Annotated in this window: 28 protein-coding genes and 1 tRNA gene; 12 read left to right on the top strand and 17 right to left on the bottom strand. The window is 61.5% G+C overall.

The features are described from left to right. Window positions 1-292: 292 nt before the first annotated feature. A complete protein-coding gene (locus ACMGFM_RS12825) occupies window positions 293-1,456 on the bottom strand; it encodes a PrsW family intramembrane metalloprotease (RefSeq protein WP_436903035.1) in 1,164 nt (387 codons plus the stop codon). Window positions 1,457-1,505: 49 nt separating this feature from the next. Continuing rightward, window positions 1,506-2,360 (bottom strand): UbiA family prenyltransferase, encoded by an 855-nt coding sequence (locus ACMGFM_RS12820; RefSeq protein ID WP_436903034.1) that lies wholly within the window; start codon window positions 2,358-2,360, stop codon window positions 1,506-1,508. A gap of 133 nt (window positions 2,361-2,493) precedes the next feature. Between ACMGFM_RS12820 and ACMGFM_RS12815 the strand changes: the two genes are divergently transcribed. Beyond that, window positions 2,494-3,207, top strand: a complete 714-nt coding sequence (locus tag ACMGFM_RS12815; RefSeq protein ID WP_436903033.1) for a DUF7978 family protein — start codon at window positions 2,494-2,496, stop codon at window positions 3,205-3,207. 100 nt (window positions 3,208-3,307) lie between these two features. After that, on the top strand, window positions 3,308-3,727 hold the full coding sequence (locus tag ACMGFM_RS12810) for an acyltransferase (RefSeq protein WP_436903032.1): 420 nt from the start codon (window positions 3,308-3,310) through the stop codon (window positions 3,725-3,727). 153 nt (window positions 3,728-3,880) lie between these two features. Here ACMGFM_RS12810 and ACMGFM_RS12805 read toward each other — a convergent pair. Beyond that, window positions 3,881-3,954: transfer RNA gene (locus ACMGFM_RS12805), tRNA-Lys, on the bottom strand. 46 nt (window positions 3,955-4,000) lie between these two features. Continuing rightward, window positions 4,001-4,708 carry a hypothetical protein gene (locus tag ACMGFM_RS12800; protein ID WP_436903031.1) on the bottom strand — a complete coding sequence of 236 codons (708 nt, stop codon included), beginning with the start codon at window positions 4,706-4,708 and terminating at the stop codon, window positions 4,001-4,003. Window positions 4,709-4,990: 282 nt separating this feature from the next. On the opposite strand from ACMGFM_RS12800, the gene ACMGFM_RS12795 reads away from it, so the two are divergent. Continuing rightward, window positions 4,991-6,442, top strand: a complete 1,452-nt coding sequence (locus ACMGFM_RS12795) for a DHH family phosphoesterase (RefSeq protein ID WP_436903030.1) — start codon at window positions 4,991-4,993, stop codon at window positions 6,440-6,442. A 150-nt stretch (window positions 6,443-6,592) separates the two neighbouring features. On the opposite strand, the gene ACMGFM_RS12790 is transcribed toward ACMGFM_RS12795, so the two are convergent. Beyond that, complete coding sequence (locus ACMGFM_RS12790; RefSeq protein WP_436903029.1) at window positions 6,593-6,898, bottom strand: PRC-barrel domain-containing protein; 306 nt, start codon at window positions 6,896-6,898, stop codon at window positions 6,593-6,595. Between the two features lie 103 nt (window positions 6,899-7,001). On the opposite strand from ACMGFM_RS12790, the gene ACMGFM_RS12785 reads away from it, so the two are divergent. After that, a complete protein-coding gene (locus ACMGFM_RS12785) occupies window positions 7,002-7,649 on the top strand; it encodes a metal-dependent hydrolase (RefSeq protein WP_436903028.1) in 648 nt (215 codons plus the stop codon). Between the two features lies 1 nt (window position 7,650). Here the strand turns inward: ACMGFM_RS12785 and ACMGFM_RS12780 are convergent, their stop codons facing one another. From ACMGFM_RS12780 to ACMGFM_RS12770, 3 genes are all read right to left on the bottom strand, one after another. Beyond that, window positions 7,651-8,790, bottom strand: coding sequence for a pyridoxal-phosphate dependent enzyme (locus ACMGFM_RS12780; RefSeq protein ID WP_436903027.1), 1,140 nt, complete (start codon window positions 8,788-8,790; stop codon window positions 7,651-7,653). Window positions 8,791-8,832: 42 nt separating this feature from the next. Next, entirely contained in the window at window positions 8,833-11,292 is a 2,460-nt protein-coding gene (locus tag ACMGFM_RS12775; protein WP_436903026.1) for a heavy metal translocating P-type ATPase, read from the bottom strand. 94 nt (window positions 11,293-11,386) lie between these two features. After that, window positions 11,387-11,809 carry a CBS domain-containing protein gene (locus ACMGFM_RS12770; RefSeq protein ID WP_436903025.1) on the bottom strand — a complete coding sequence of 141 codons (423 nt, stop codon included), beginning with the start codon at window positions 11,807-11,809 and terminating at the stop codon, window positions 11,387-11,389. Between the two features lie 83 nt (window positions 11,810-11,892). On the opposite strand from ACMGFM_RS12770, the gene ACMGFM_RS12765 reads away from it, so the two are divergent. After that, window positions 11,893-12,579: a hypothetical protein gene (locus ACMGFM_RS12765; protein ID WP_436903023.1), complete on the top strand. Its 687-nt coding sequence runs from the start codon at window positions 11,893-11,895 to the stop codon at window positions 12,577-12,579. 9 nt (window positions 12,580-12,588) lie between these two features. Here ACMGFM_RS12765 and ACMGFM_RS12760 read toward each other — a convergent pair whose 3' ends face one another. From ACMGFM_RS12760 to gatC, 3 genes are all read right to left on the bottom strand, one after another. Next, complete coding sequence (locus ACMGFM_RS12760) at window positions 12,589-12,963, bottom strand: hypothetical protein (protein WP_436903022.1); 375 nt, start codon at window positions 12,961-12,963, stop codon at window positions 12,589-12,591. 86 nt (window positions 12,964-13,049) lie between these two features. After that, the gene (gatA, locus tag ACMGFM_RS12755) at window positions 13,050-14,327 is read right to left on the bottom strand and encodes an Asp-tRNA(Asn)/Glu-tRNA(Gln) amidotransferase subunit GatA (RefSeq protein ID WP_436903020.1); all 1,278 of its coding nucleotides are present in this window, start codon (window positions 14,325-14,327) and stop codon (window positions 13,050-13,052) included. A 1-nt stretch (window position 14,328) separates the two neighbouring features. Then, a complete protein-coding gene (gatC, locus tag ACMGFM_RS12750) occupies window positions 14,329-14,607 on the bottom strand; it encodes an Asp-tRNA(Asn)/Glu-tRNA(Gln) amidotransferase subunit GatC (protein ID WP_299278304.1) in 279 nt (92 codons plus the stop codon). A 167-nt stretch (window positions 14,608-14,774) separates the two neighbouring features. Here gatC and ACMGFM_RS12745 point away from each other — a divergent pair, with 167 nt between their 5' ends. After that, window positions 14,775-15,755 carry a transcription initiation factor IIB gene (locus ACMGFM_RS12745; RefSeq protein WP_436903019.1) on the top strand — a complete coding sequence of 327 codons (981 nt, stop codon included), beginning with the start codon at window positions 14,775-14,777 and terminating at the stop codon, window positions 15,753-15,755. On the opposite strand, the gene ACMGFM_RS12740 is transcribed toward ACMGFM_RS12745, so the two are convergent. The 3 genes from ACMGFM_RS12740 to ACMGFM_RS12730 are packed head-to-tail and all read right to left on the bottom strand — an operon-like array spanning window position 15,752 to window position 17,393. Beyond that, entirely contained in the window at window positions 15,752-16,138 is a 387-nt protein-coding gene (locus tag ACMGFM_RS12740) for a hypothetical protein (protein ID WP_436903018.1), read from the bottom strand. The genes ACMGFM_RS12745 and ACMGFM_RS12740 overlap by 4 nt on opposite strands. Window positions 16,139-16,185: 47 nt before the next feature. Beyond that, window positions 16,186-16,995: an alpha/beta fold hydrolase gene (locus ACMGFM_RS12735; protein ID WP_436903017.1), complete on the bottom strand. Its 810-nt coding sequence runs from the start codon at window positions 16,993-16,995 to the stop codon at window positions 16,186-16,188. 41 nt (window positions 16,996-17,036) lie between these two features. Continuing rightward, window positions 17,037-17,393 carry an RNA polymerase Rpb4 family protein gene (locus tag ACMGFM_RS12730; RefSeq protein ID WP_436903016.1) on the bottom strand — a complete coding sequence of 119 codons (357 nt, stop codon included), beginning with the start codon at window positions 17,391-17,393 and terminating at the stop codon, window positions 17,037-17,039. A gap of 116 nt (window positions 17,394-17,509) precedes the next feature. On the opposite strand from ACMGFM_RS12730, the gene ACMGFM_RS12725 reads away from it, so the two are divergent. Both ACMGFM_RS12725 and ACMGFM_RS12720 read left to right on the top strand, forming a co-directional pair. Continuing rightward, window positions 17,510-18,808: an acetamidase/formamidase family protein gene (locus ACMGFM_RS12725; protein WP_436903015.1), complete on the top strand. Its 1,299-nt coding sequence runs from the start codon at window positions 17,510-17,512 to the stop codon at window positions 18,806-18,808. A 39-nt stretch (window positions 18,809-18,847) separates the two neighbouring features. Further along, on the top strand, window positions 18,848-19,318 hold the full coding sequence (locus ACMGFM_RS12720; RefSeq protein ID WP_436903014.1) for a cupin domain-containing protein: 471 nt from the start codon (window positions 18,848-18,850) through the stop codon (window positions 19,316-19,318). Here the strand turns inward: ACMGFM_RS12720 and ACMGFM_RS12715 are convergent. Further along, window positions 19,315-19,809: an acyl-CoA thioesterase gene (locus ACMGFM_RS12715; RefSeq protein ID WP_436903013.1), complete on the bottom strand. Its 495-nt coding sequence runs from the start codon at window positions 19,807-19,809 to the stop codon at window positions 19,315-19,317. The genes ACMGFM_RS12720 and ACMGFM_RS12715 overlap by 4 nt on opposite strands. Before the next feature lie 89 nt (window positions 19,810-19,898). Between ACMGFM_RS12715 and ACMGFM_RS12710 the strand changes: the two genes are divergently transcribed. Both ACMGFM_RS12710 and ACMGFM_RS12705 read left to right on the top strand, forming a co-directional pair. Beyond that, the gene (locus ACMGFM_RS12710; protein WP_436903012.1) at window positions 19,899-20,675 is read left to right on the top strand and encodes an alpha/beta fold hydrolase; all 777 of its coding nucleotides are present in this window, start codon (window positions 19,899-19,901) and stop codon (window positions 20,673-20,675) included. A 65-nt stretch (window positions 20,676-20,740) separates the two neighbouring features. Beyond that, window positions 20,741-21,457 carry a type 1 glutamine amidotransferase gene (locus tag ACMGFM_RS12705; protein WP_436903011.1) on the top strand — a complete coding sequence of 239 codons (717 nt, stop codon included), beginning with the start codon at window positions 20,741-20,743 and terminating at the stop codon, window positions 21,455-21,457. Here ACMGFM_RS12705 and ACMGFM_RS12700 read toward each other — a convergent pair. Together ACMGFM_RS12700 and ACMGFM_RS12695 are read right to left on the bottom strand one after the other, a co-directional pair. Beyond that, window positions 21,454-22,458 (bottom strand): TIGR04024 family LLM class F420-dependent oxidoreductase, encoded by a 1,005-nt coding sequence (locus ACMGFM_RS12700; RefSeq protein WP_436903010.1) that lies wholly within the window; start codon window positions 22,456-22,458, stop codon window positions 21,454-21,456. The genes ACMGFM_RS12705 and ACMGFM_RS12700 overlap by 4 nt on opposite strands. A gap of 72 nt (window positions 22,459-22,530) precedes the next feature. Beyond that, window positions 22,531-23,328: an RIO1 family regulatory kinase/ATPase domain-containing protein gene (locus ACMGFM_RS12695; RefSeq protein ID WP_436903009.1), complete on the bottom strand. Its 798-nt coding sequence runs from the start codon at window positions 23,326-23,328 to the stop codon at window positions 22,531-22,533. Between the two features lie 338 nt (window positions 23,329-23,666). Here ACMGFM_RS12695 and ACMGFM_RS12690 point away from each other — a divergent pair, with 338 nt between their 5' ends. Continuing rightward, window positions 23,667-24,242, top strand: coding sequence for a response regulator (locus ACMGFM_RS12690; protein ID WP_436903008.1), 576 nt, complete (start codon window positions 23,667-23,669; stop codon window positions 24,240-24,242). Between the two features lie 77 nt (window positions 24,243-24,319). After that, window positions 24,320-25,258, top strand: coding sequence for a hypothetical protein (locus ACMGFM_RS12685; RefSeq protein ID WP_436903007.1), 939 nt, complete (start codon window positions 24,320-24,322; stop codon window positions 25,256-25,258).

Below are 25,258 nucleotides of genomic sequence, written 5' to 3'. Positions count from 1 at the left end.
TGCCGGCAAGATATGAATACAACATATAGCACATTTCGGGAGAAAATAGAAAATATACATAGACAATTTCCCGCTTTTTCATCAAAAAATGCAATATAGTGATTTGAGCCACTCCGCACAGTTTCAATATTGATATCTGGAGTAAGTGGTAAACTCTATGGAAGTTTTCTTCTGTTGTTACAGTATCTGGATTGGTGAGTAGAGGACCAACGGCTGGAGAGCCAGCAATTGCCAGCGCAAACTGTGTCCATAATCAGAGAGATACAGCTATCAGAGCGGTGGGATTGCTCGCCTATACGCCACGCTGCTGGTACAGCGCGCGGTACGAGCGGAGTTTGCGGTACAGCATCGTAAACCAAAACCCGTGGTAGACGACCAGAAAAGCGAGAAACGTGACCAGCGTGAGCGACAGGTTCGTCACGAGTGTGTTGTACAGCGCGTGGATGAACGCCGCGATGAGCAGGCCCTTGACCACGATCGGCCCGCGTTTGCCGTGGTTGAACTTCGCTAGCCCGAGATAGAAGCCCGCCCACGCCGAGAAGATAACGTGACCAGGCCCGACGAACGCCCGCTGAGTTGCGATTGCGACTGCTCTGTCCTGTTGGATTGCAAACCCAGCGGCCGTCGAATCAACTGAGAACATCAGGATGTACAGCAGATTCTCGATTGCAGCGAAGCCAACGCCGGCCATCGCACCGTAAACCACGCCGTCGACGACGGTCTGGAAGGCGTCAGTCCGGAAGGCGTAGCTACGGACAGCCAGCCACTTCACCGTCTCCTCGATTGGCCCGACGATCAGGAAATAAAACAGCGTTGTGCCCACAATACCGAACAGCTGAAAGAACGGCTGTGCGACGCTGTTGACGACGCCGGCGATGGTCGCAAAGCCGACGGAAAGCAGGAACGTGACCGCCAGCCCGAGCAGTGGTTCTTTCGTCGTCGGGTCGCCGTACCAGAAGTAGCCTGCGAGAATGAGGGCCGGAACTGCCGACGCGGCCGCCAGCCCACCGAGAATCGGTGCCTGCACGACGAGAACGCCGGCGAGTCCAATCTGTGCGATAAAGAGTGTGAGTGCAATCGAGAGTAACAGGAGTCGTTTGCTCGTCTGTAACACGTTCGCGAGACGGACAGCAAACCGGTCGAGCGGCGAGCGAGCCTCCCAGCTCGCGATTTCGTAGAGGTCAACGCGGCCGGTGAACGAATCCTGCACAGGGTCGGTCGGTCGCTCGTTCGACCCTGCGGAGCGAGGGCCCTCCCGAGGAACGAATCGCTCACCCTCGTTGAGTCCCATCTCCGGCCCAGGCTGTTCGGAACTGCCCGACTGGCCGTCATCGGCAGTGGAGGGAGCTCCTGCCGACCCCTCTGGGGGCCGCTGGGACGGACCGGGCGCGTCGCTGCCCGGAGGTTGCTCGCTTGGGTTCGGCTCACCGTCCTCGTCGTCGCCCGGCGGTGTCATCGGCAGGTGCTACGAGTCCCCGAGTCTAAAAGCTCCCGTCGCAGTCGGCTCAGCCCAGTACGTCGGTACAGTAGAGCGCGGCGGCGAGATAGAGATGCTCGCTGTCGATTACGAACCCATAGAACAGCGGCGTCCGCTCGACGCGTGCGAGCAGGCTGTAGACCGCCATGTAGCCAGTGAACGGCACCAACAGGAGGTACTGGCGGTGTAGCGGGCCGACGGCGACGAAGGCGGCGACAAGCAGTCCAAGGGCGACACTCCCGACTGCTGCTACCTGTTTTGTCCGCTCGACGCCGACAACAAGCGGGACTGTCGCGATCCCCTCCGCACGGTCGCCCTCGATGTCTTTGATATCGAAGACAACTGCCGCGATGGTCAACGCGGCAGTAATGAACGCGGAGGTAAACAGGATATCGAGCGTGAACAGGTGTCCGTAGTAGACGCCGACGCCGAGCGGAATCGCTCCCCACGACAGACCGACGAGGAGGTTTTTGACCAGCAGGATTCGTTTCACGCCAACGACCGAGTACAACACCGCGACGGCCAGCGGAGCGACCATCGCAGGCACAGCGGGAATCTCAGTCACGAGTGCAATCGCAATCGCGAGCAGATACAGCACGCCGCCGATTGCGAGCAACACCGTGCCGTAGCGCTCGACGAACGCCGCTCGGTTCGGGACATTCTGTGCGTCCTCTGCGAGGTCGGTGAGTCGATTGAACGAGTAGACAAACAGCGTCGCGGCGAAGACGATGAACAACGGCACAGGCTCAATCGGGAGGTCGGCAAGAACGATAGTGCTCACCGCGACGGCAGTCGCCGACAGGGAAATGAGCAGGTTCGAGTGGACGAGCAACAACAGCGCCGAAGTGACGGTCGAGACCAGCCCGACGCGCTCGGTGCTCATTGTTCGACCAACCACGCCGGCGGGGTGGTTCTCTGTGACAAGCCAGTTGTATTTTCGACCGGCGCGGGAATCAACATTACGACGACGACTCGATACAGTGGCCTTATGTTGCTTATCCAGTGAATGAACAGATATGGCGGAACAGACTGCGACGGTCAGTGCGAGGCTGCGAGCCTACGTCGGTGAGGCACCCGTTATCGGCGCCATGGCCGTCGGTGCCGGGAGTTACGTGCTCGGATTTGGACTGACCTATCTACTCGTTGCCCTCGACAGCGGATTGGACGCGATGTCGACGACTGAAAACGTCATCGCACAGGCCGGCATCTTCCAGCAGGCAGAACTGGCTGGCTTTCCACAGCCGGAGCCGACGACAACCGAGTTCGTCGGCTGGGTATTCTACAATGCCCACTTCGTCGACACGGTGGCGGTACCGCAGGTGTCCGGGCAGGCAGGACAGGGCGGTGCACAGACCCAATCCGCTCCCGAGGCGTTCAACATCCTCACGACTGCCTCGACGCAGGTCCCCAGCATCGTCTACCAGCTTGTCCCTGTATTGCTTCTCGCTGCGGGCGGGTACGCGCTCGCGCGAGCGGCCGAACTGGAAGTGAGCCGCAGCCTCGTCCGAATCGGACTGGGTGTCCCAACGACCTACGTCCCCTTGAGCCTGTTTGGCGCGTTTTTCTTTCGCGCGGCAGCAACCGCCGACCAGGACGGTATCGAGATTACGGTCAGCGCAAGCCCCAGCATCGGCGGGGTCGTCGTAATGGCGCTCATCTCGACACTGTTCGGGCTCGTTGGCCTCTATCTCGGTGCACAGCAGGGCGAGTCAGCGGTCGACACAGAGTAGACAGCTGATTTTATGCCGCCTCGCCGTGGCTGTTGGCGCATGACCAGTATCGACGAGTCGGCACGCCTTGTCGACTCGACTATCGGCGACAGCGAGGTTCGTGAGTACGTCACGATTCACGACAGTACGGTCGGCGACGACTGCGCAATCTACGAGCACGCGTCCGGTCAAGAAAAGCCACATCGACGGCCCGGCAGACATCAACGCCGGCACCTACATCGAGAACGCAGAGATCGGCCCCAACGTCCAGATTGGACCAAACTGCAGCGTCGTCGGCGTCACGCACGAACTAACTCCCGGTGGAATGGTCTTCGGAGACGATATCTTCGAGCGAATTATTCTCCACGACGGTGCCTTTCTCGGTGCTAACGCCGTCGTCGGTCCGGGTGTCGAGATTGGCGAGGGCTCGGTTGTCGGTGCTGGGGCAACGGTGACGCGTGATGTTGGACCGGGGATGCTCGTTCGCGGAACGAGACCAAATCAGGAGCGGGTTGCACTACGAGAGTGGGTCGGTGACTGAGTGAGTCCCAAAAGACTCAAATTTAGTAGAAACGGGCCGGGCGCGATTGTGAACTACGCCCGAGAACCTGCGCGGAGCGCAGAACCTCGGTCTACTTCAAATCGTGCCTGCCGGTTCACTCACTGCCTCGTTGTCACTCGGCAGTTCGTTGTACGGGCCGGGCGCGATTTGAACACGCGACCGACGGATTAAGAGTCCGTCGCTCTGCCAAACTGAGCTACCGGCCCACGCATCAACAGGTTACTGCACCGCGCTAAAAGGCGTTTCCTTTCGCTACTCGGGGTACTGGTTGAGCATCGCCCATGCGCCGCCCGCAGAGGCACCACCGGCGACGAGCGCAGCGAGAATCGTCATAATCAGGAACCCACCGAACTCGAGGCTCAGGTTACCGAACGTCGTCGAAATCATGAACCCTCCGAGCAGTTCGACGACAAACGTGCCGGCAGCGAGCGTGGCGAAGGCGGTTTTAAAAATCTCCTGGTCGGGCTGGACGAGCCGGGCGGACAGCGTCGACCCGGCGAACGGAGCAATCAAGATTGCTACGGACAGCGGGAAGTACAGGAGAACGACCGAACCGAGAGCGGTGAACGCGGCGCCGAGGTTGGACCCGCCTCCGCTAGCCGAGACGAGGCTCTGGTCGAGCCCGTTGAAAATAATGAAGAATAACCCGAGTGCGGCACCGGCAATCGCAAACAGAATTGTCGTGAAGACAGTCCAGTCGACGAGCAACTGATTCTCCTCGACGAAGGACGTCTGTTGTGTCTGTGCAGGAGCGTGTCCCTGTGGCTGTCCGCCCTGTGGTGGTTGCCCTGGCTGGCCCTGCGGTTGACCACCCTGGGGCGGTTGACCGCCCTGTGGTGGCTGTCCGCCCTGTGGTTGCCCGTTCTGTGGTTGGCCGCCCTGTGGTGGCTGGCCGCCCTGGGGCTGGCCGCCCGGTTGTCCACCAGTTGTGTTCTCGGTATCGTCTGGATTCTCTGACATCATCACATATGTGCTGCACCAGATATTAAAAGATTTGTTATTTCACAAACTATTACGATTATACTGTTCCGGAAACGCCGAGATTAGTCCCCACCGGACCTGGTTTGTCGCGTGCTGTTCGAAGGCCGAACTTACTTCTATCGTTGCATATCTGCGCGGCAGCACCGCAACGAACGTACGCAGGTTATCGTCACCACTGGAGAGGGCGGGGGACCGTGGCTACCTCGCTCGTCCAGAGAACCCCGATATTATATACGTTGCCGCTCAAATTTTTCACTACTGATGGGTACCGGTATTACGATGACATCAATGTCGACGTACGCGATTCTGGGCTGCGGGAGCGTCGGCCACGCCGTCGCCGAAGAGTTGGTCGATGAAGGCAAAGACGTGCTTATTATCGACGCCGACGACGGCCGTGTCGAGGCGCTGCGCGACCAGGACCTCGACGCTCGACAGTCCGACATCCGTGACGCGTCGGTCGCCGACGATGTCTCTGACCGCGACGTTATTCTCATTCTCTCCTCCGACGTCGAGGCGAACACGGCAGCAATCGAAAATATCCGGGCACGAGACAACGACCATTTCATCATCGCGCGTGCTTCCGACCCGGTCTCCAGTGACGCGCTCACCGAGGCCGGCGCAGATGTCGTTATCAACCCCTCGGCGGTTATCGCTGACTCGGCGCTGCGGGCGCTGGAAACCGGCGAACTGGAATACAAGACCAGCAAACTCTCTGAAGTTATCGACGAGACGACGAGCAAACTCGCGATTCGCATCCACCGGAGTCCAGACCCCGACTCGATTGCGAGCGCCGCCGCGCTGAAAGCCATCGCCGAGAGTCGCGGTATCGACGCGGATATCATCTACGAGGGAGAGATTGGCCACCAAGAGAACCGCGCGTTCGTCAATCTCCTCGGAATCGAACTCGTCTCTGGCGAGACAATCGACCGCGACGAGTACGACACCGTCGCCATCGTCGACCACGCGAAAGGGGGCGAACCCGACGACGACCAACAGATCGACATTATCGTCGACCACTACGAGCAGGAGCACGAACACGACGCTGCTTTCAGCGACGTGCGGCCGAACATCTCCTCGACGTCGACGATCATGACGAAGTACATTCAGGAACTCGACCTCACGCTCGAACAGGAGGTTGCCACGGCACTCCTGTACGGAATTCGGGCCGAAACACTGGATTTCAAGCGAGACACGACGCCAGCGGACCTGACCGCCGCTGCCTATCTCTATCCGTTCGCTGACCACGATACGCTCGAACAGGTCGAGTCGCCGTCGATGTCTGCCGAAACTCTCGACGTGCTCGCGGAAGCGATTCGTAACCGTGAGGTCGAGGGGTCACACCTCGTCTCGAACGCCGGGTTCGTCCGGGACCGAGACGCCCTCTCACAGGCCGCCCAACACCTGCTCAATCTCGAAGGAATTACGACGACAGCAGTGTTCGCCATCGCCGACGACAGCATCTATCTCGCCGCTCGCTCGAAAGATATCCGGATGGATATCGGTCGGATTCTCGAAGAAGCCTTCGAGGAAATCGGCGAGAGCAAGGGTCACTCGACAGAAGCCAGCGTCGAGATTCCGCTGGGAATTTTCACCGGCATCGAGGTCAGCGACGACAACCGCGAGACACTGCTCGAACTGACCGAAGAAGCAGTGACGAAGAAACTGTTCGAGTCGATGGGTGTCGAGTCGAGCGATAGCGGAAACGGGAGTTAGGAGCGTTTTCAGAGAGTATAGGCTGCTGGTGAGCGACGCGACTCAGCAGAGAGGTCTGTGCGAAATGTGGCGACCCAGTAATTCCAGAGCGCGCAAGGTTGAAAAAGCGAGAGGTTGGTTGGCGAGCGGGAAAACCCGACGGCGTGAAATTCAGGCAGTGACTTCTTCTTCGTCTTCGTCGCCTTTCGAGCGCTGAATCCGTTCGGCAATATCGTTGACAATGACAACATCGCCCACCGCCTGCACCCAGCGGTACGGGACGATGACGCCGCGAGCGCTGGCGGATTCCTCGCGGAACAGTTCTCGGTTGAGTTCGTGTAGCGCCAGCCCAGTGACGTTCTCTGCGTCGAGGTCGAGTCGGAGGTCCTCGACCTCACCGAGGTAGACACCGTTATTTGTGTAGACTTCCCGACCCACGAGGCTCGTGATCTCCTGTGGATGACTGTTGCGGTCCATAGTCGTGAGTAGCGCGGCGGTACCTTAAATTTGTGGCGTCATCCTGCCGACAGGTCCCGCGCACCCGAGAGGTTACAGTCGTCGGTCCCCGAGATGTGGGCGAATGCCATCGACGCTCGTCCACGCGGCCGTCGCTGGACTCATCGGCGCCGCGTTACTCGGCGACGCCTTCGACAAGCGAGCACTGCTCGTCGTCGTCGTCGTCGTCGCGATTCCAGACCTCGATTCGTTCATCGCGCTGGTCTCGTCTGCCGGCCACCGCACCTCGCTGCACAACCTCGCGGTTCCGGCCCTCGCGGTTCTCCTCTGGTGGGTCGACGTGCACGTCCGCGAGCAGTCGCTACTGCGCTCGCGGTGGGGCGCGTGGGGCGTGCGCGTGGCGTGGGTTGCGATTGTGGTGTACGCACTCGGACACGTCCTGCTGGATTTGACCGATGGCTATGCGAACCTCTTCTGGCCGCTGCACGACCAGTTCTACACCCTGCGCGGCGAGATGGAACTGTCGAACCAGCGCGGCCTCGTCCAGACGTTCCGCGACTCCGAGCGCGGGTTCCTGTTGCTCGAACCCAGAGGAACGAGTCGAGATGTCCAGATAACGACCGGCGTCGACCCGGGCACGACACCGAGCGGTGAGACGGCCGAACGAACGTTTCCGCTGTTCGGGTCGGGACTGGAACTGCTGGTTGCGCTCACCGGCGGCGTGCTCACTGCTGCGCGGCTGCGCGTCTCACAGCGTTTGCCCGAGGAGTGAATTACGACTCGACTGCGTCGAGAGCTGTCGCCGTATCTTTCAGCCCATCACCGGTGAGGACCGCAACGACATCCTCGCCTGAGTCGAGAACGCCGCCCTCGAGGGCGGCCCCGATGCCAGCGACTGCGGCAGCCCCCGCCGGTTCGACAAAGACACCCTCATCGCGGCCCAGTCGCCGGAGCGCTGCCCGTATCTGCTCGTCAGCAACTGCGACGGTCGTTCCGTTGCTCTCCTCGATTGCACGCTCGGCCGCAACAGCTCGGTGGGGGTCGGTCACGTCGATACTGTCCGCACAGGTTCCGGTCGAGTCCGAGTGCGCTTCGTCGGCAAGGCTGTCGTGGATAGGGCGACAACCAGCGGCCTGCACGCCGAGCAATCGCGGCGGGTCAGCGAGAAAATCTGCCCGTGAGAACAACGACAGTCCCTGCCAGATATCCGCGAGCGTCCCGCCGTTGCCCATCGAGACAGCAATCCAGTCTGCCTCGGGTGCCTGTTCTGCGAGTTCGAAGCCGAGTGTCTGCGCGCCGGCGGGAGTGTAGGGACTCGCGCCAGCACTGCGGTCGATAGCCGACTCGCTGGCGTCGTCTCGGCAGCGGCGATAGGCGTCGGCGTACCCGCCGGAGACGGTAACGAGGTCGGCGTCGTACACGAGTGGCTGGACAGCCTTGGCGTCGGGCAGACGTTCGGGGACGTACAGCGAACACGCGAGATTTCCGCGGGCGGCGTAGGCTGCAATCGAGGCAGCAGCGTTCCCTGTCGAGGCACAGACAATCCGGTCGACAGCCGCCTCGCGGGCGTGGGTCGCGACGACTGCACTGCCGCGGTCCTTGGACGCCCCCGTCGGGTTCGCGCCGTCGAGTTTCAACCCGAGGTCGACACCGAGCGCGCCTCCAGTCGTCGGCGCGTCGACGAGGTCAGTCCAGCCCTCGCCGAGTGTGATTGGGTCGCCATCGACGGGAAGTAACGGTCCGTAGCGCCAGATGTCCGTCCGTGAGCGTGTCTCGGGGTCGAACCGCTCCTGGACAGTAGCGATGTCGTAGGAAAGGTCGAGGGACAGGTCGTGGTCTGGGCACCGGCGATACTCGCCGGGTGCACACTCCCAGCCACAGCGCGGGCAGACAAAGACCAGTCCCTCGCTCATCTGGGCCGGTCTATCACCGGCGCGGATATCTGTCTTCCGGGACTACAGCAGCGACCGCGAGGAGTTCGTGACGACCAGCAGGCTGGAAAACGCCATCGCCACCGCGGCAAAGAGCGGGTTGAGCAGCCCAACGATTGCGAGTGGAATCGCGACGCCGTTGTAACAGAACGCCCAGCCGATGTTCTGCTTGACCCGCGTATTCGCTGCCGCCGCGAGGTCGAAGACTGTCTCCAGCGAGGACAGCGAGTCGTCGACAATCGCCACGTCGGCAGCGTCAGCAGCCAGCGCCGTCCCGCTACCGAGTGCAATACCGAGGTCTGCCGTCGCCAGCGCGGGCGCGTCGTTGGTCCCGTCACCGACCATCACCGTCTGTCTGCCTGCGCCGTACTGTCGAACTGTCTCGGCTTTGGCCTCCGGCGGGACGCCAGCGAACACCTCGTCGATGCCGGGGTGTGCGGCGAAGGTCGCACTCGCTTCTTTGCTGTCACCGGTCAGGACAGCAACCTCGATGCCGCGGTCAGTGAGCATCTCCACGACGTCTTCCCAGTCCTCGCGTGGTTGGTCGCCGACGACGGCAATGGCTTCAGCCGTCCCGTCTCGGCCGACCACAACCGGCGCGTTTCCTTCCTTTCTCGCCGTCTCCGCGCGCCGTTCGAGTTCCTCCGGAACAGTCCAGCCCTGCTCGGCGAACAGTCCAACCGTTCCGACGAGCAGTTCGGTGCCGTCGACAGTACCGCCGACACCGGTCGCGTAACTCCGGAAGTCAGCGACGCGGTTATCCATCGGGTCGGCCGTGTCCGGGCCGCCGTCCTCGCTGGCTGTTGAGTCAGCGACGCCACCATCCGTCGCGGCCTCGTTCGGGCCGTACCGGTCGACGATGGCTCCGGCAACAGGGTGCGAGGAGTGCGTTTCGAGCAAAGCGGCCTGCTCGAAGAGGTCGTCCGGTCCCTCGGCGTCGAGCACCTGCATATCGCCAGTGGTCAGCGTCCCGGTTTTGTCGAAAATTACGACGTCCACGTCCCGGAGGCGCTCGAAGATGGTTTCGTCGAAGACGACGATACTGCGTTCGAGTGCCTCACGGACGCTCGACGCGATAGCCAGCGGCGTTGCCAGACCGAGCGCACAGGGACAGGAGACAATCATCACGGTGAGTGCTGTCAGGATTGTCGTCGAGAGCGTGGCCCCGAGCAGGAAGTACGCGACGCCGACGGTGACGGCGAGTGCGAACACCAGCGGGACGAAAATAGTCGCCAGTCGGTCGGCGAGTTGCTGAATACCGTGGTTCGCGCTCTGGAGGTCCCAGACCATGTCGGTCAGGCGGTCGATGCTGCTGTCGGCACCCTCACCCACTTCGACCACCAGCGAGCCATCCTGCAGCAGTGAGCCACCGACAACCTCGTCGCCTGCCGTCTTGCCGACAGGCAGGGATTCTCCGGTGACAACTGCCTCGTCGACGGTCCCTTCGCCATCAGCAACGCTGCCGTCGACCGGAACGCGCTCACCCTCCCGAACGAGGATTTCCTCGCCAGCGCTGAGTTCTTCGATGTCGACTGCCGTCGTGGAACCGTCGCCCTCGTATCGATGGGCCTCGTCAACCTGGGCTTCGGTCAGGCCGGCGAGGCGGTCGTTGGCGCGCTGTTTAATCTGATTCTCGTAGTAGCCGCCGGCGGTGACGACGAGAATGACGGTGAGCGTCACGTCGTAGTAGAGACTCGGAATTCCGCTTTCGACGAAGATGGCGATAGTGCTGTACAGCCACGCGCTCGTCGCGGCGACAGCAATCAGCAGGTCCATATTCGGCTGGCGCGTTTTGAGGCTGACGTAGGCTCCCTTCAGTATCGGACCGCCTGTATAAAGGAGAACGAAGCCGGTCAGCAACCCCATCACGAGAAACGGATAGCTCGCGGACGTGCCCGCGAGCATCTCTGCGAGAAACTCGGCCTGAGGTTCGGGATACCAGAGCCCGCCGAAGTATAGCGGGTAGATGAGGGCAACGTAGGTCATCATAATCGCCATCCCGAAGGTGACGCCAACGACCAGCCGCATGAGTTCGTCGTCCTCGGCGCGGCGTTCGGCCAGCGGGTCGTCGCGACTGTAGGCCTGATAACCCAGCCCGCTCAACAGTTCGCGCAGTCCTGATTCCCCGATAGCCTCGGGGTCGTGGTCGATTCGGACCGCGTCGGTGATGTAACTCGCGTCAGCACCGGCGACGTTGTCGTGGGCCGCGGCCTGGGATTCGATGAACGTCTCACAGGTGGCACAGTGCATCCCGTCGATGCTGAGAAAGGTCGTCTCGTAATCGTCGGGCACGTCGCGGTCGCCGCTGTCAAGGGCGGCGTCGATTTCCGCAGGGTCGGCGTCTGTCGAGAGGTCCTCGCGCTCGGCCAGTGTCGCCGTAATCTGGCGACAGCCCTGACAGCAAAAGCGCTCGCCGGCGTCGTTCTCGACGGCGGTCGACGACAGCGGGAGGTCACAGAGCGTGCACGTCTCGCTGTCGGTCACAGAGACTCACCTCGGCGTCGGTATCCCGCCTCGGACATTGAAATCTGGCTGCTGCTAGCGGAGCGAGCGCAAATACACTGTCGGTCCCGCCGGGTTACTCGGTCCAGTCGTCGCTGCGCTCGAGATTCGCCGTCGCCTGCTGGACCTCCTCGGGAAGGTGGCCAGCGATGTCGGTCATCGTCACGATACCGACCGGCTCGAATCCCTCGACGACGGGGAGTTTCTTGATGCCGTTTTTTTCCATTGTCCGCAGAACGCTCCGGATGGTGCGTGATTGTTTGGTCGTCCGGAGCTCTTCGGACATCGCACGGCTGACCGCGATGGTTTCGAGGTCGCTGCCGGCGTGATACGCCGCGCGAAGCGCGTCAGAGCGCGTCAGAATCCCTGTCGCGTTGCCGTCGGCGACGACCACCACACTGCCGACGTGGTGTTTGAGCATCTGTTCGATGGCCACCTGGACCGTCGTCTCGCGCTCGACGGTGACCGCCGGCGAGGACATGATGTCTCCCACGCGCATGCACCTACGTAGCACGGACGCCCACCTTACTGTTTGGGCCCGACCCCGCAGGCTTTAGTGAAGCGGGGAGAAAGGTAGCCGACATGACAGCCCCAGAGTCGCTTGACCGGGCGGAACTGCTGTTCGTCCTCGGCGTCGCGGCGGTACTCGTCAGCGGCCTGTTTCCCTGGCTCACCGCGTCGGAGGCGATTCCAGTCACCGACCCCAGCGAGCGCGCCGAGGGACTGAGTTCCTTTTCGGAGGCTGACACCGCAGAGCAAATCCTCGGCATCGACCGTGTAGACTGGGTGGTGCTCGCCGGTATTGGCCTCGTCGCAGCCGCCATCGTACTGACAGAGCCGTGGAGTCAGGTCGTCCTCGGTGTCGGCGGGGCAAGCGGCGTAGCTGCCGTCGGGCTCGGCGTATTCTATCTCTTCGACCCCGTCTGGATGTACAGTGCGTGGCTCAAACCCGAACTCGGGGCTGTGACCAGCGTTGGACCGGGTGTCTATCTGGCGATTAGCGGCGGACTGCTGCAGTGTGGTGGCTGCTATTTCGGACATCGCGGCCCGGCAACGACGGGCGCGCGGTCGCTGGACCAGCCGCGGTCTGGTGGCCCACAACAGAACCAGCCCGCCAGCCGGCGGCCACCACAGGGCGGTCAGCAGCAGCCGCCGGAAGAAGCGAGTCAACGCCACGAGGGAGACGGGGGGGTATCGCCTGCAGAACAGCCGTCAGACCCGGTGCGTCGCCAGCCTTCGGACGGCAACGACAGAACCGATGAAAAATAACTGCGAACGCTACTCGCTGGCCCACTCGACGGCTTCGGCGACCGACCCGAAGGTCTTGATTTCCTGTGGAACGTCCAGATTCGCGCTGACCGCGCGAGCCTTGATACCCTCGGAGACGAAGGCAAGTTTGTCGATATCCGCTTCGTGACCGTTCTCACTCCATTCTTTCGCGAGGTGGTTCTGTGTCTCCCGGCCAAGGGACATATCAGCACTGAACTCGGTAACTGCAGCCGTAACTCCTGACTTGCTGGCCCGGGACAGCCAGTCGCGTTCTGCCTCATCCATCCCCTCGGTTTCTCCCGACCAGTCTGTGAGGTCCAAGACGAGGACGTTGTCGCGCTTGTCGAAACTGTACTCGAACGGTGACTGCTGTTGTTGTGACATACGATAATTTATGCGGGCCGACTACATCGAAGTACTACCTTACAGAATTGGTGAAGACGCGGCAACAGTGCCCTAACAGATAAGGCTCAGGCCAGCGCGCTGCCCGCGCGGACGAGGCGTTTCTCGCCGAAGGCCGGGCCAACGAGTTGGAGGCCAACCGGGAGACCATCGTCGTCGCCGACCGGCACCGAAATCGCAGGAAGATTCGCGAGGTTGACCGGCGTCGTGTTCGCGTCAGCGAGATACATTTTCATCGGGTCGTCGAGACTCTCGCCGAGTTCGAAGGGCGTGATTGGCATCGTCGGCGAGGCGAGGATGTCTGCGTCGGAGAGCGCCTCGTCGAAGTCCTCCTGAATCCACGCGCGAGCGTCCTGTGCCTTCTTGTAGTACTTGTCGTGATAGCCCGCCGACAGCGCGTAGGTGCCGAGCAAAATTCGGCGTTTGACCTCCTCACCGAAGCCGTCTTCGCGGGCTTTTGCGAAGGACTCGTTCCAGTTGCCGTCGGACCCACCAGAAGTACCGTAGCGGACGCCGTCGAACCGCGCGAGATTCGACGAGGCTTCGCTCATCGCGATGACGTAGTAGGCCTCGACAGCGTGTTCGAGGCTCGGGAGACTGACTTCGTGGTAGCTCGCGCCCTGTGCTTCGAGTTCTTCGATTGCCGCCCAGAACTGCTCGACGACGCGCTCGTCGGCACCGTCCAGAAGCTCCGTCGGGACGCCGATTTCCAGTCCCTCGACGTCGCCGTCGGCCGCGGCGGCGTACTCGTAGTCGCTGCCGTGCTCGTGGGCGTCGCGGGTGGTGCCGTCACGCTCGTCAGGGCCAGCGATGACCTCCAGCAGTTCGGCCGCCTCTTCGACAGTTGGCGCGAGCGGTCCAACCTGTTCAAGGCTGTTCGCGTAGGCAATCAGTCCGTAGCGGGAGACGAGCCCGTAGGTCGGCTTGATGCCGACGACATCACAGAACGCGGCGGGACAGCGAACCGAACCACCGGTATCGGTCCCGAGCGCGAGGTCAGCCGCACCGGCGGCAACGGCGGCGGCAGAGCCACCGGAAGAGCCGCCGGGAACGTACCCCGGCGCGGCGGGATTTCCAGTCGGTCCAAACGCCGACGTTTCGGTCGTTGTTCCCATCCCAAACTCGTCCATGTTGGTCTTGCCGGTGATGGTCGCGCCGGCCGTCCGCAAGCGGTCGACGACAGTGGCGTCGTACGGTGGGACGTAGTCGTCGAGCATCGCGGAGCCACAGGTTGTCCGGACACCCTCCGTCGAGATGTTGTCCTTCACGGCGACGGTCCGACCCGCGAGCGGGCCCGCGTCGTCGCCCTCGATAGTCGTCTCGGTGATGTAGATATTCTCGGCCATATCAGGAGACTCGCGGTCCTTTGAACTGGCCGTCCTCTGTTTCGTCGGCGTTGCGAAGTGCCTCGCTCTGGTCGAGACTCTCCCGGACCTCGTCAGGTCGCATCACGTTGGTGAGGTCGGGGTCGCTGTCAGTCTCGGGCACCTCGTCCAGTGCCTCGAACGCGGAGAGAATCTCGCCGAACTGTCCGGCGAAACGCTCGCGCTCCTCGTCGCTGAGTTCGACGCGGGCGAGTTCGGCAATGTGTTCGACCTCCTCGGGGTCGACAGCAAAATCGCTCATGCATACCGGCAGTGCTCTGGGCGCACTAAGCGTTTCGAATACCGTACTCCGGGGACGGCTGGGCGTCGTCCCGACCAATGGGGGAAGCTTTTATATGTTTTGGCCACTAACATAAATCTACCGCTGGACGTTTTCCGTGAACTCCCCATTCACCAGCAGAGACCAACATGACTGACACGACAACAAGACGGTACGCGCGCGAGAGCGAGCGCGAAGAAACTGAAGAACAGGAGAGCGAGGAAGAAGAGACGCTCGTCTGTCCGGAGTGTGGTGGCAACCTCGCCTCGGACGCCGAACACGGTGAGACGGTCTGTGAGGACTGCGGGCTGGTCGTCGAGGAGGACGAAATCGACCCCGGTCCCGAGTGGCGGGCCTTCGACTCGAAAGAAAAAGACGAAAAATCCCGCGTCGGTGCACCGACGACGAATATGATGCACGACAAGGGACTGTCGACGAACATCGGCTGGCAGGACAAAGACGCGTACGGGAACGCACTGTCCAGCCGACAGCGCGAGAAGATGCAACGACTCCGGACGTGGAACGAGCGATTCCGCACCCGGGACTCCAAAGAGCGCAATCTCAAGCAAGCGCTCGGTGAAATTGACCGGATGGCAAGTGCTCTCGGTCTCCCCGAGAATGTACGTGAGACCGCGAGTGTCATTTACCGCCGTGCGCTGGAGGAAGACCTCCTGCCCGGTCGCTCTATCGAGGGCGTCGCGACTGCGTCGCTGTACGCTGCGGCCCGAAAAGCCGGGACACCGCGCTCGCTCGACGAGTTGACGACGGTATCGCGGGTCGACAAAGACGAAATCGCCCGCACCTACCGCTACGTCGTCCGGGAACTGAGTCTGGAGATCAAGCCGGCCGACCCCGAGAGCTACGTCCCACGGTTCGTCTCGGATCTCGAACTCTCCGAAGAGGTCGAACGGCGTGCTCGGCAGTTACTCCAGAACGCCAAAGAGCAGGGCGTCCACTCGGGCAAATCGCCAGTCGGACTGGCTGCTGCTGCGGTGTATGCGGCGTCGCTGCTCACCAACGAGAAGGTAACACAGAGCGAAGTGAGCGAAGTTGCGAACATCTCTGAAGTGACGATTCGCAACCGCTATCACGAACTGCTCGAAGCCGAAGAGAACGTTCCTGGCCTCTAGGCCGGTTCGACTCGACCCAGCAGGCCGTCGGCTGTGGGTCCCGGCTCGATTTCTGTTGTGACCTCGCGCTGTTCTTGGTGGTCGAACTGTTCGACGAGAGAGGTCATTGCCGTAATCGCCTGTCGGCCCTCGTCGGTTTGCTTGTCGAGGTCAACAGCCTCGATGATGATTCTCAGATCTGCCGGTTGTTGATGGTTCGCAACGAGCGCGGTCACGTCGACCGTTCCTTCGACAGGTTCGTCGAGTTTGGTTGGATTGACAGTGACAACTGCCGCTCGAACTTCGCCTTCGGTGATCCCGTCACCGAAACAGCCTGCGACTCCAACAGTAGATAGCGCGGCCCCGGACTGGAGCAGTCGGCGACGTGTCAGATCGAGACCCATTGTACTCAATGCTACGAGTTCGACCGGTATCAGTTGCTCGGAACGGCTCAATACACGTCGCCGAGGAACGACCGAATCGCGTCGTTGACAGCTTCGGGCTGTTCGACGTTCGAGGAGTGGCCAGCCTCGGGAATCAGCGCCGTCTCTGCGTCGAGTGCCTCGACGGTCGGTTCGGCACGCTCGTAGTCGATCGAGGCGTCTTCCTCGCCGTGGACGACCAGCGTCGGAATATCGAGGTCGTGGAGTTTGTCGGTCACGTCGGGCCGTTCGAGCCACGAATAGACCTCCTGATACACCGATTCGCCGGGGTAGGTGCGCCAGCGGTCGACCCACGACTCGACAAGTTCCGAGTTCTGTTCGAGTGTGGTCTCGCCGAACAGGAAGTGTGTGACCGTTTCGGCCATGCTCTGCTCCATCCCGTCATCGTCACGGCCCTGTTCGATCATCCCACGGTAGAGTTCGATATCGTCGTCAGGGTGTGGCTTCGACGTGGAGTCGATGAGAACGAGCCCCGAAATTTCGTCAGGGTAGTTGATCGCCAGTCGCAGCGCCATGAACCCGCCCATCGACATCCCGGCGAGGACGGGTTTGTCCATCCCGAGTCCATCCATCATCGCGCGACAGTCTTCGACGAGGTCATGCAGGTCGTAGGGGTCGAAGGCGCGTTCGGTCCGGGCGCGGAGGTTGTACGCAGCAACGCGGTACTCGTCGGACAACCCGTCGAGTTGTGGGTCGAACATCGTCCGGTCCATCAGCGTTCCGTGGGCACAGAGCAGTTCGGGACCACTGCCGGCCTCGGCGCTGAGTGTGTCTGCCCGCTCGCGGTACATCGCTGTTGCTGGTTCGTCGACTGACATACCTCTGCTGCGACCGACACCACCAAAAAGGTACCCGTCAGTTAGGCGTATTTCTTGACGACATCGAGGATATCGTCGAGTTCGTCACCGGACAGCGAGTACCGCTCTTGGGCGTACAGCGCGCGGAGTTCGTCGCGGTCGAGCGGTTGGGTGTCGACAATCTTATGAGCCGTCTTGTCGTCGACTTTCTCCAGTTCGAGCAGTTCCTCGACGAACTCCTGAGCCTCCGACGGCGAGAGGTCGGCAAAGCGGTTGACGTGCTCGATGGCGCGAGAGAGTTCGTACCGCATCTCGCGGTCCTCGTCGTTAGCGCGCTCCATCTCGATATCTTCGAGAATCTCTTTCGTTTCCGCGATAGTGAGATACTCCTCGTCGACTTTCTCTTTGAAGATGCTCATAGTTATACGAATCGCTCAGTTGTCTGTTGTACTCAACCGAGGGCAAAATACCTTCGGAAACGAGCACAGGGAGGAGAGCAGCAATCATTATGCTGCTTGTATACGTATGACACACTATGTCACGACAAGTACAACAGGAACTGGAAGTCGACCAGTTCACGAAGGGACTCGTCGGCCCAGACCAGGAGTGGAGTGGGACCGTCGCAGACGGGGGAACAGTGCGGACGCACACGCCACCGGCCTGTTGGGGACCGATGATTACACCGGAGTTTCGCGGCGGCCACGAGGTGACAGCGCCAATCTACGTCGAAGGGGCCAGACCCGGCGACGCGCTGGTCGTCCACATCGAGGATGTCGAGGTCACGAGCGTCGCCACCTCGACGGGGTCGATGGACGAAAACGAGGACGCATTCGGCGACGACCCGTTCGTCGACCACCGCTGCCCGGAGTGTGGCACCGAGTGGCCCGACAGCGTCGTCGAGGGGACTGGCGAGGACGCGATTCGGTGTGCAGAGTGTGGCGCAAACGCCTCCTCCTTTGGATTCGAGTTTGGCTACACCGTCGCCTTCGATGACGACCACACTGTGGGGCTGACACTCGACGACGACGCGGCCGAGGAGTTCGCACAGAACGCCGAGGAAGCGATGGCGATACCAGAAAACTCTCGTCAGCACCCGATCCTGCTGTACAAACCATCGAAGATGCCCGGCGCGGTCGGCCACCTTCGGCCGTTTATCGGGAATATTGGGACGACACCCGCCGTGGAGTTTCCCGACAGCCACAACGCAGGGGACTTCGGGCAGTTCCTCGTCGGTGCCGACCACGAGTGGGGACTCGACGACCAAGACGCACTGCGAGCACGCACCGACGGCCACCTCGACTCCAACGACGTGCGACCGGGCGCGACACTCATCTGTCCGGTCGAAATCGAGGGGGCGGGGCTGTACGTCGGTGACCTCCACGCCAACCAGGGCGACGGCGAACTGTCACTCCACACGACCGACGTGAGTGGGAAGACGAAGCTCTCCGTCGAAGTAATCAAAGACGTCGGCCTCGACGGCCCCATTCTCCTGCCGAACGAGTCCGACCTGCCGGATATTGCCAAGCCATACAGCGACGAAGAACTGGAGACCGGACGGAACCTCGCCGCTGAGCACGGTGTCGATATGAGCGAAGCGGCACCACTACAGGTCGTTGGCTCCGGCGAGACAATCAACGCTGCCACGGAAAATGCCTTCGAGCGCGCCAGCACCCTCTTCGGAATTACCGAGGGCGAGGTGCGAGGACGGTGTACCTTCACCGGCGGCGTCGAGATTGCTCGCCTGCCCGGCGTCGTCCAGCTGTCGATGCTCACACCAATCGACCTGCTCGAAGAGTGCGGGCTCGCGGACGTCGTCCAGCAGAAATACGACTGAGCCCCCAGCTACATTTTCGTGGCCATCGACGAGTCCAGTATGCATATCGACGAATCTGAACTCGACTGGGAAACCTACGACAGAGAAGAAGCAACCTTTCGCCGGAAGGAACTCGGCGCGGCCGCAGAGACCGACCAACTCGGCTGTAGCCTCTACGAACTCCCGCCCGGTGAGCGGTCCTGGCCCTATCACTACCACACCGCCAACGAGGAAGCCATCTACGTGCTCGCCGGGGAGGGCCAACTGCGAGCACCCGACGGCGAATACGCAGTCAGCGCCGGGAGTTTCCTCTCGTTCCCGGCCGACGAGTCCGGCGGCCACCGGATGGTCAACAACAGTGACAGCGTGCTCCGGTATCTCGCCATCTCGACGATGAACGAGCCGGACGTGACAATCTATCCAGACAAGGAGATGTTCGGCGTCTACGTCGGTTCGCCGCCGGGCGGCCGTGAAGAACGTTCCTTCGAGGGCTATTACCCGGTGGACGGCGAGACGGAGTACTGGGACTAATCGTCGAGTCGTTCGACGAGGGCTTCGAGTTCTTCTTTGCGCTCGGTTTTGGCCTGTTCTTTGAGTGCCTGTTCGTTGTCTGTCTCACAGGCCAAATCCGGGACCTCTGTTGGACTGCCACTGTCATCGATCGCGACGAACGTCAAAAACGAGGAGGTTGTCTCGCGAGTGTCGCCAGCCCGTGGGTTCTCCGCGTGAACGTCGACTTTGACGTTGATACTCGTCCGGCCGGTGTCGTACACGTAGGCCTCAATGACGGCGATTTCGCCGAGGTCGATCGGCGCTTTGAAATCGACGTGGTCCATCGACGCCGTGACGACGGCCTGATTCGAGAATCGCAGTGAAGCAATCGCGCCACAGATATCCATCCAGTGCAGCACCACACCACCCAGCGCGCGGCCCAACGCGTTCGTGTCGTTGGGCAACAGCATCTCAGTCATCTCCGTATACGAGGAAGTGAGCGTCGCAGTATCGGTATCGTCTGCTGACATACAGCGGAAAGTCGGCACACTGTCACATGACAGTTGTGACTTGCCCACTGGTCCAGTACGCATTTGCCCGCCGCACTCGAAGGGGTGGTGTGTACGTGACGACCGACGACGGTGTCGACCTCTATTACGAGACTGCGGGCGAGGGCGAGTGCGTTGCCTTCGTAGGCGACTGTGGATTTGGAGCGTGGCAGTGGGCTGGCCAGTACGACGGACTCGCCGGACCGTACCAGACACTGGCGTGGGACCTGCGTGGGACGGGTCGGTCCGACACGCCGAGGGGACCCTACGATGTTGACCGACTCGCGTCCGACCTCGAAGAAATTCTTGCCGACAACTCGGTTCGGCGTGTCCACGTGGTCGGCGCTGGCCTCGGCGGGATGATAGCACTCAAATACGCCCGCGAGTACGGCCGCGCTGGCTCGCTGTCCCTCGTTGGGACTGCACCACGAGGAAGCGATGTCGATATCGAGGCGCTTCGGGCGCTACACCCCGGTGAGAACGCGACTGCGGCGCAGTTCCGAGAGGCATCCGTCGGTGCGTTCTCACAGGCATTTCGAGAGTCTGGGGCCTTCGAGCAGATACTCCAGTGGCGGGTTGGTGATGACCACGCCGAGAGACTGGACGCACAGATTGCTGCCGTCGAGAGCTTCGACGCCGGCCCTCTGTACGAACTCACGACGCCAACGCTGGTCTTTCACGGCGTCGAAGACCCGGTTGTCGACCCCGAGGTTGGTCGGGAACTAGCCGAAAAGTTGCCCCACGGCCAGTTCGAGGCCGTCGAGGGTCGACATCTCGCTCACGTCGAACACGCCCGAGCAGTCACCGACCGGCTTGCTGACTTTCTCGACGACCACCGCTCGTCGTAACCGCGAGTCCGGCAGAACTCGCAGGCGGTGAGTTACTTAAGTCCACGCGGCGAGTACAGGAAGTAATGAGTCGACTGCGCATCGCGTTGTTGAACGCAGCCCACGACGGCGACCACACCCGACGGAACTTTCGCCGGGAACTGGACGCCGACCTGGTGGAGTACAACGTCACCGACGGTGACCTCCCCGACAGTTTCGAGTTCGACGGGGCGGTCGTGACCGGCTCCCGCGCCTCGGTGTACTGGGACGAACCCTGGATTGGCGCGTTGAAGCGCTGGGTCGGCGACGCGATCGAGACCGGAATGCCCTTTCTTGGAGTGTGTTACGGCCACCAGCTACTGGCTGACGTACTCGGTGGCCGCGTCGCCGAGATGGACGAGTACGAGATTGGCTACCGGGAAATCGAACACGACGGCGACTCGCTGTTGTTCGACGGCATCGACGAGCACTTCACCGCCTTCACGACCCATTCCGACTGCGTCGAGGAGCTCCCGCCGGGCGCAGAGCTGCTGGCGACCAACGATTACGGAATCCACGGCTTTCGGCACGGCTCCGTCTTCACCGTCCAGTTCCATCCCGAGTACGACATGGAGACCGCCCGCAAGATTACAGACGGCAAAGACCAGTTGTCAGCCGAACGTCGACAGTCGGTACTCGACGGCGTCACCGACGAGAGCTACGCCGCTGCCTGCCGGACGAAGAAACTGTTCGAGAACTTCACCGCGTTCGTGCGCGAGAATCGCGAAGGAACAGCTGTGCGGTCGAGCGCCGCCGGCGATTAGCGGTCCGGCGCGAGCGCCGTCATCGTCTGTTTGATTTCGTCGACGTTCGCACCACGCGGATACGAAGTGTAAACCGCGTCGACGCCGTCGATGGCCTCGTATTTTGCGAGTTGTTCGCGTGCTTCCTCCGGCGTGCCGGCGACATCCATCTGCGAGAGCAGTTCGTCTTTGACGAGTTGCTGGGCGTGGTCGCGCTCGTTGTCCTGCCAGGCGTCGTGAATCGAGTGTGCGAGTTCTTCGTGACCCTGCCGGGCGAGACTGTCGCGGTAGTACGTGCCCATCCCACCGATGTAGAAGGCGACGTGTTGCGTAACGAGGTCCCGGGCGTGTTCGCTGTCGTCCAGCGCACAGCAGGTCACCGACACCGTCGTGCGGAACTCCTCGGGGTCACGGTCACCGAGTTCGAGCCCTCGCTCCAGGTCGTCCATCCGGTCAGCCAACCCGTCGTGGGTGAAGGTGGTCGCGTGCCAGCCGTCGGCAAAGCGACCGCACATCTCGACAGCCTTCGGTCCCAGCCCCGCTGCGTCGACTTTCGGAATCGTCTCTGGTAGGTCAGAGCGCAGTCGGAATCCATCTAGCTCGAAGTATTCGCCGTCGTAGGAAACTTCCTCGCCGGTGAGGACCTTCTTGATGATTTCTACTGTTTCGCGGGTCCGCCGGAGTGGATTCCCAAAGTCGACACCGTGCCAGTTCTCGATCACGATTGGACCGGATGGGCCAACGCCGAGGCGGAAGCGACCGTCGCTGGCTTCCTGCAGCGTCGCGGCGGTCTGGCCCAGCAGCGACGGTGACCGGGAGTAGGCGTTGAGAATGCTCGTCCCGAGCCCGATTTCCTCGGTCCGGTGGGCAGCCGTCGCGAGCAGGGTCACGGCGTCACGACCCCACGTTTCTGGGGCCCAGGCAAAGTCGTAGCCGAGGTCTTCGGCGAATTCGATCTGGTCGACCATCGCGTCCAGCGAGGGCTGTGCGCCGACGGAGAGAAATACGTCTCTGTCTGTCATACTCGCACCTTACAAGCCGGAGTATTTAGTTGTGGGTTACGGCAGGTGTCGGTTTCGAGACAACACTGGCGCTCAGCTCATCTGCTTGTCGAGTTCGCCCTTGATCGCCAACGTGTCGAAATCGTGGTCCGGGCGGATGTTGACAAAGTCCAGAAAGCCCTCGGCCGCAGTCAACACGTCGTCGTCGTAGTGGTCGCTGGCGGCGGCAACGGTCGGGCCAGCCCCGATGATCGGTTCGAGCGCCGCCAGCGCACAGGCGATGTCGTACGACCGTGCGTCGGCGATACCATCCTCGTTCACCTTCGTTGCGTCGATGAAATACAGTTCGCCGTTGGCAACCAGAACATTCTCTGCCCGCAGGTCCCCGTGCACGAGGTCGGCACCGTGCATCTCTGCGAGGGCAGCAAACAGGTCTGGGACGACGGCTTCGACAGCCTCGGTGTCGAGGTCATCGAGCGTCTCGAAGTCGGGGAGATACTCCAGGACAACGACACCGTAGCCGTCGTACTCGAACGCTTCCAACGGTTCGGGAGAATTGACGCCCAGTTCCTGCATTTTTTTGGTCGATTCGAGTTCGTGTTCAGCCATCGCGTACGGTGTCCCAAACCGCTGGAAAAACCCTTCCGACCCGCTCGCGAAGACACCGATATTTCGGCCGGTGGTCAACAACCCGTGGACAAGCGTATTCTGCCCGCTGATGATCTTGATGAAAAACTGCTCGTTGACCACGGCTGGCGTTGACAGCCAGTTGTCCGCGTCGAGCAAGCGGACACCGTCGAAAGGCTCGTCGTGACGGGCGGCAGCCTCGGCTGCGAGCCCTTCGAGTTCCTCCTCGGGAACTTCTCCCCGGAGAAGATCGCGAATTGCCATGGATAGCTCGTTTTCGCTCTGTGTGTATATAACTGCGGGGCCTGTCGCCGGCGTGTCACCAGCGGAGACGAGTGCCCCCGCTGGTTGTCGGCTTCTGCAGATACCCGCGTCCGAACACCGAAGTGGGTGACTGTTCGAACCGAATAAAATCACCCCTGTAACGGCAAAAATTAGATTTGATAGCCATGCAGCAGTCTTATTCTTCTTGACCTCCTACAAATATATGGAGCCATCTGGCTCCGTAGTGTCACACGCTGGGGGGTAACCCCCTGCTTTTCCCTTGTGCAACGTGACGAGCAGCAGAATAATTATACGCCGTCGGCTGTACGGTTGGGGCAATGACGGGGGATTCAGTGGTGTTGCTTGTGGATGACGATCCGGAAATCGTCGAGAGCTATCAAGAGCAACTGAATGAAACGTACACGACTCGGACCGCATTTTCCGGCGAAGAGGCACTCGACGAACTAGACGAAACTGTCAATGTGGTCCTGCTCGACCGCCGAATGCCCGGAATGACCGGCGACGAGTTACTCGAACTGATTCGAGACCGAGGGCTCAACTGCTGGGTTGTCATGGTAACAGCAGTCGAACCGGACCTGGATATCGTCGCCCTCGAGTTCGATGAGTACCTCATCAAACCCGTTTCTAGCTCACAGTTGAACGACGTCGTCGAGCGGATGTTGACCCGCGAGGAGTTGGACGCACAGATTCAACAGATCGTCGAAATTGGGTCCAAGCTCGCGACCCTCGAGGCCAAACTTGATTACGACCAGCTCCAGGAGAGCAACCACTACAGGGAACTGCGCGAGGAGTTCAGCCAACTCCGCGAGGAGATCGAGGTCACCGAGTACGAGGACGACCCGTACCTCGAAGCCACCGTCGAGAATATCGACGCCTTGCTTCCCAATTTGTAGTTCTGTCTCCGTTAGAGACGTCTCAGGCATCGTAATACTATTTCGATACAACGGATAATTCGAGTAACGGGACTGGGATGAGACGACTCGCACTCGTACTCTGTGCGGTGGCTGGTCTGGGGCTGTTGCTGTTTCCCACAGCGGGGACGCCAGCAGCCCAGCAGGCCGTCGACACCGACGACGTTAGCTTGTCGTCGGCGCCAGCGCCGCACGGTGCGTACGTGACCCAGGTAGACGGGGAGGTCCGTCTCGACTTCACGCGGCGCCATCCCAAAACCGGAGAGCGAATCGGATTGAACGACCGCGCAGTGACGAGGTTCGACAGGGTACTACAGGTTACGTACACCGAGTCGGGGCCCGCGAGAGTGTGGTTCGAGACTCCGACGACCGGCGTGTATTTCTATCACGACGAGCCCAGTCAAGCGGTCGAGAGTCGGGAAGAAGCCATCCGCATGGCGGGCGGAGAAGCGGTCTACGTCGGAGTCGTCATAGACACGACCGACCCAGAGAGTCGTATCGGACAGTTCGACAAGTTCGAGATTCACGTCGGAACGCCAGGCAGCGACAGCGAGGACAGCGAGGAGGTACAGGTCGGTACGCCGCCAGCCAACGGACCCGACGAGGGAGAGGGTCCGTCCGAGCCAGAACCAGAGCCAGAACCGGAGCCAGAACCAGAGCCAGAACCGGAGCCAGAACCAGAACCAGAACCGGAGCCAGAACCAGAACCAGAACCAGAGCCGAATCCACCGGCTGACGACGGGCAGGATGGAAGTCCCGAATCGGGGCCGTCGCCAGAGCCACCTGAGGGGCCACTGCCGGACCTCGACCCCGGCGGAGATGACCCGGCTGAACTCCCCGAGTCAGGGACAACAGACGGCAATCCGCCGCCAGAACTGGGCGAAACTCCCGACTCGACGCAGATTGCACTTGGAGGGCTGGGATGGGTGCTGTTGCTGGTCGCGGGCGTGTTACTCGGAACGGCAGCGGCTGCGGTCTTGCGGCGGCGGTCAGTATAG

This window comes from Halovenus halobia (assembly GCF_051414135.1).
Taxonomy (GTDB): domain Archaea; phylum Halobacteriota; class Halobacteria; order Halobacteriales; family Haloarculaceae; genus Halovenus; species Halovenus halobia.
Note: the sequence above shows the minus strand (reverse complement) of the source record. Positions and strands in the feature narration are given on the sequence as shown.

Bases quoted from the DNA above. Each gene is read 5' to 3' on its own strand.
- ACMGFM_RS12720 (WP_436903014.1), top strand. From the start codon at position 18,848: ATGCATATCGACGAATCTGAACTCGACTGGGAAACCTACGACAGAGAA.
- ACMGFM_RS12700 (WP_436903010.1), bottom strand. From the start codon at position 22,458: ATGACAGACAGAGACGTATTTCTCTCCGTCGGCGCACAGCCCTCGCTG.
- ACMGFM_RS12735 (WP_436903017.1), bottom strand. From the start codon at position 16,995: ATGTCAGTCGACGAACCAGCAACAGCGATGTACCGCGAGCGGGCAGAC.
- ACMGFM_RS12725 (WP_436903015.1), top strand. From the start codon at position 17,510: ATGTCACGACAAGTACAACAGGAACTGGAAGTCGACCAGTTCACGAAG.
- ACMGFM_RS12715 (WP_436903013.1), bottom strand. From the start codon at position 19,809: ATGTCAGCAGACGATACCGATACTGCGACGCTCACTTCCTCGTATACG.
- gatA (WP_436903020.1), bottom strand. From the start codon at position 14,327: ATGGCCGAGAATATCTACATCACCGAGACGACTATCGAGGGCGACGAC.
- ACMGFM_RS12790 (WP_436903029.1), bottom strand. From the start codon at position 6,898: ATGGACCGCAACAGTCATCCACAGGAGATCACGAGCCTCGTGGGTCGG.
- ACMGFM_RS12780 (WP_436903027.1), bottom strand. From the start codon at position 8,790: ATGAGCGAGGGACTGGTCTTTGTCTGCCCGCGCTGTGGCTGGGAGTGT.
- ACMGFM_RS12690 (WP_436903008.1), top strand. From the start codon at position 23,667: ATGACGGGGGATTCAGTGGTGTTGCTTGTGGATGACGATCCGGAAATC.
- ACMGFM_RS12685 (WP_436903007.1), top strand. From the start codon at position 24,320: ATGAGACGACTCGCACTCGTACTCTGTGCGGTGGCTGGTCTGGGGCTG.
- ACMGFM_RS12825 (WP_436903035.1), bottom strand. From the start codon at position 1,456: ATGACACCGCCGGGCGACGACGAGGACGGTGAGCCGAACCCAAGCGAG.
- gatC (WP_299278304.1), bottom strand. From the start codon at position 14,607: ATGAGCGATTTTGCTGTCGACCCCGAGGAGGTCGAACACATTGCCGAA.
- ACMGFM_RS12770 (WP_436903025.1), bottom strand. From the start codon at position 11,809: ATGCGCGTGGGAGACATCATGTCCTCGCCGGCGGTCACCGTCGAGCGC.
- ACMGFM_RS12760 (WP_436903022.1), bottom strand. From the start codon at position 12,963: ATGTCACAACAACAGCAGTCACCGTTCGAGTACAGTTTCGACAAGCGC.
- ACMGFM_RS12800 (WP_436903031.1), bottom strand. From the start codon at position 4,708: ATGTCAGAGAATCCAGACGATACCGAGAACACAACTGGTGGACAACCG.
- ACMGFM_RS12745 (WP_436903019.1), top strand. From the start codon at position 14,775: ATGACTGACACGACAACAAGACGGTACGCGCGCGAGAGCGAGCGCGAA.
- ACMGFM_RS12765 (WP_436903023.1), top strand. From the start codon at position 11,893: ATGACAGCCCCAGAGTCGCTTGACCGGGCGGAACTGCTGTTCGTCCTC.
- ACMGFM_RS12730 (WP_436903016.1), bottom strand. From the start codon at position 17,393: ATGAGCATCTTCAAAGAGAAAGTCGACGAGGAGTATCTCACTATCGCG.
- ACMGFM_RS12705 (WP_436903011.1), top strand. From the start codon at position 20,741: ATGAGTCGACTGCGCATCGCGTTGTTGAACGCAGCCCACGACGGCGAC.
- ACMGFM_RS12815 (WP_436903033.1), top strand. From the start codon at position 2,494: ATGGCGGAACAGACTGCGACGGTCAGTGCGAGGCTGCGAGCCTACGTC.
- ACMGFM_RS12785 (WP_436903028.1), top strand. From the start codon at position 7,002: ATGCCATCGACGCTCGTCCACGCGGCCGTCGCTGGACTCATCGGCGCC.
- ACMGFM_RS12740 (WP_436903018.1), bottom strand. From the start codon at position 16,138: ATGGGTCTCGATCTGACACGTCGCCGACTGCTCCAGTCCGGGGCCGCG.
- ACMGFM_RS12795 (WP_436903030.1), top strand. From the start codon at position 4,991: ATGGGTACCGGTATTACGATGACATCAATGTCGACGTACGCGATTCTG.
- ACMGFM_RS12695 (WP_436903009.1), bottom strand. From the start codon at position 23,328: ATGGCAATTCGCGATCTTCTCCGGGGAGAAGTTCCCGAGGAGGAACTC.
- ACMGFM_RS12820 (WP_436903034.1), bottom strand. From the start codon at position 2,360: ATGAGCACCGAGCGCGTCGGGCTGGTCTCGACCGTCACTTCGGCGCTG.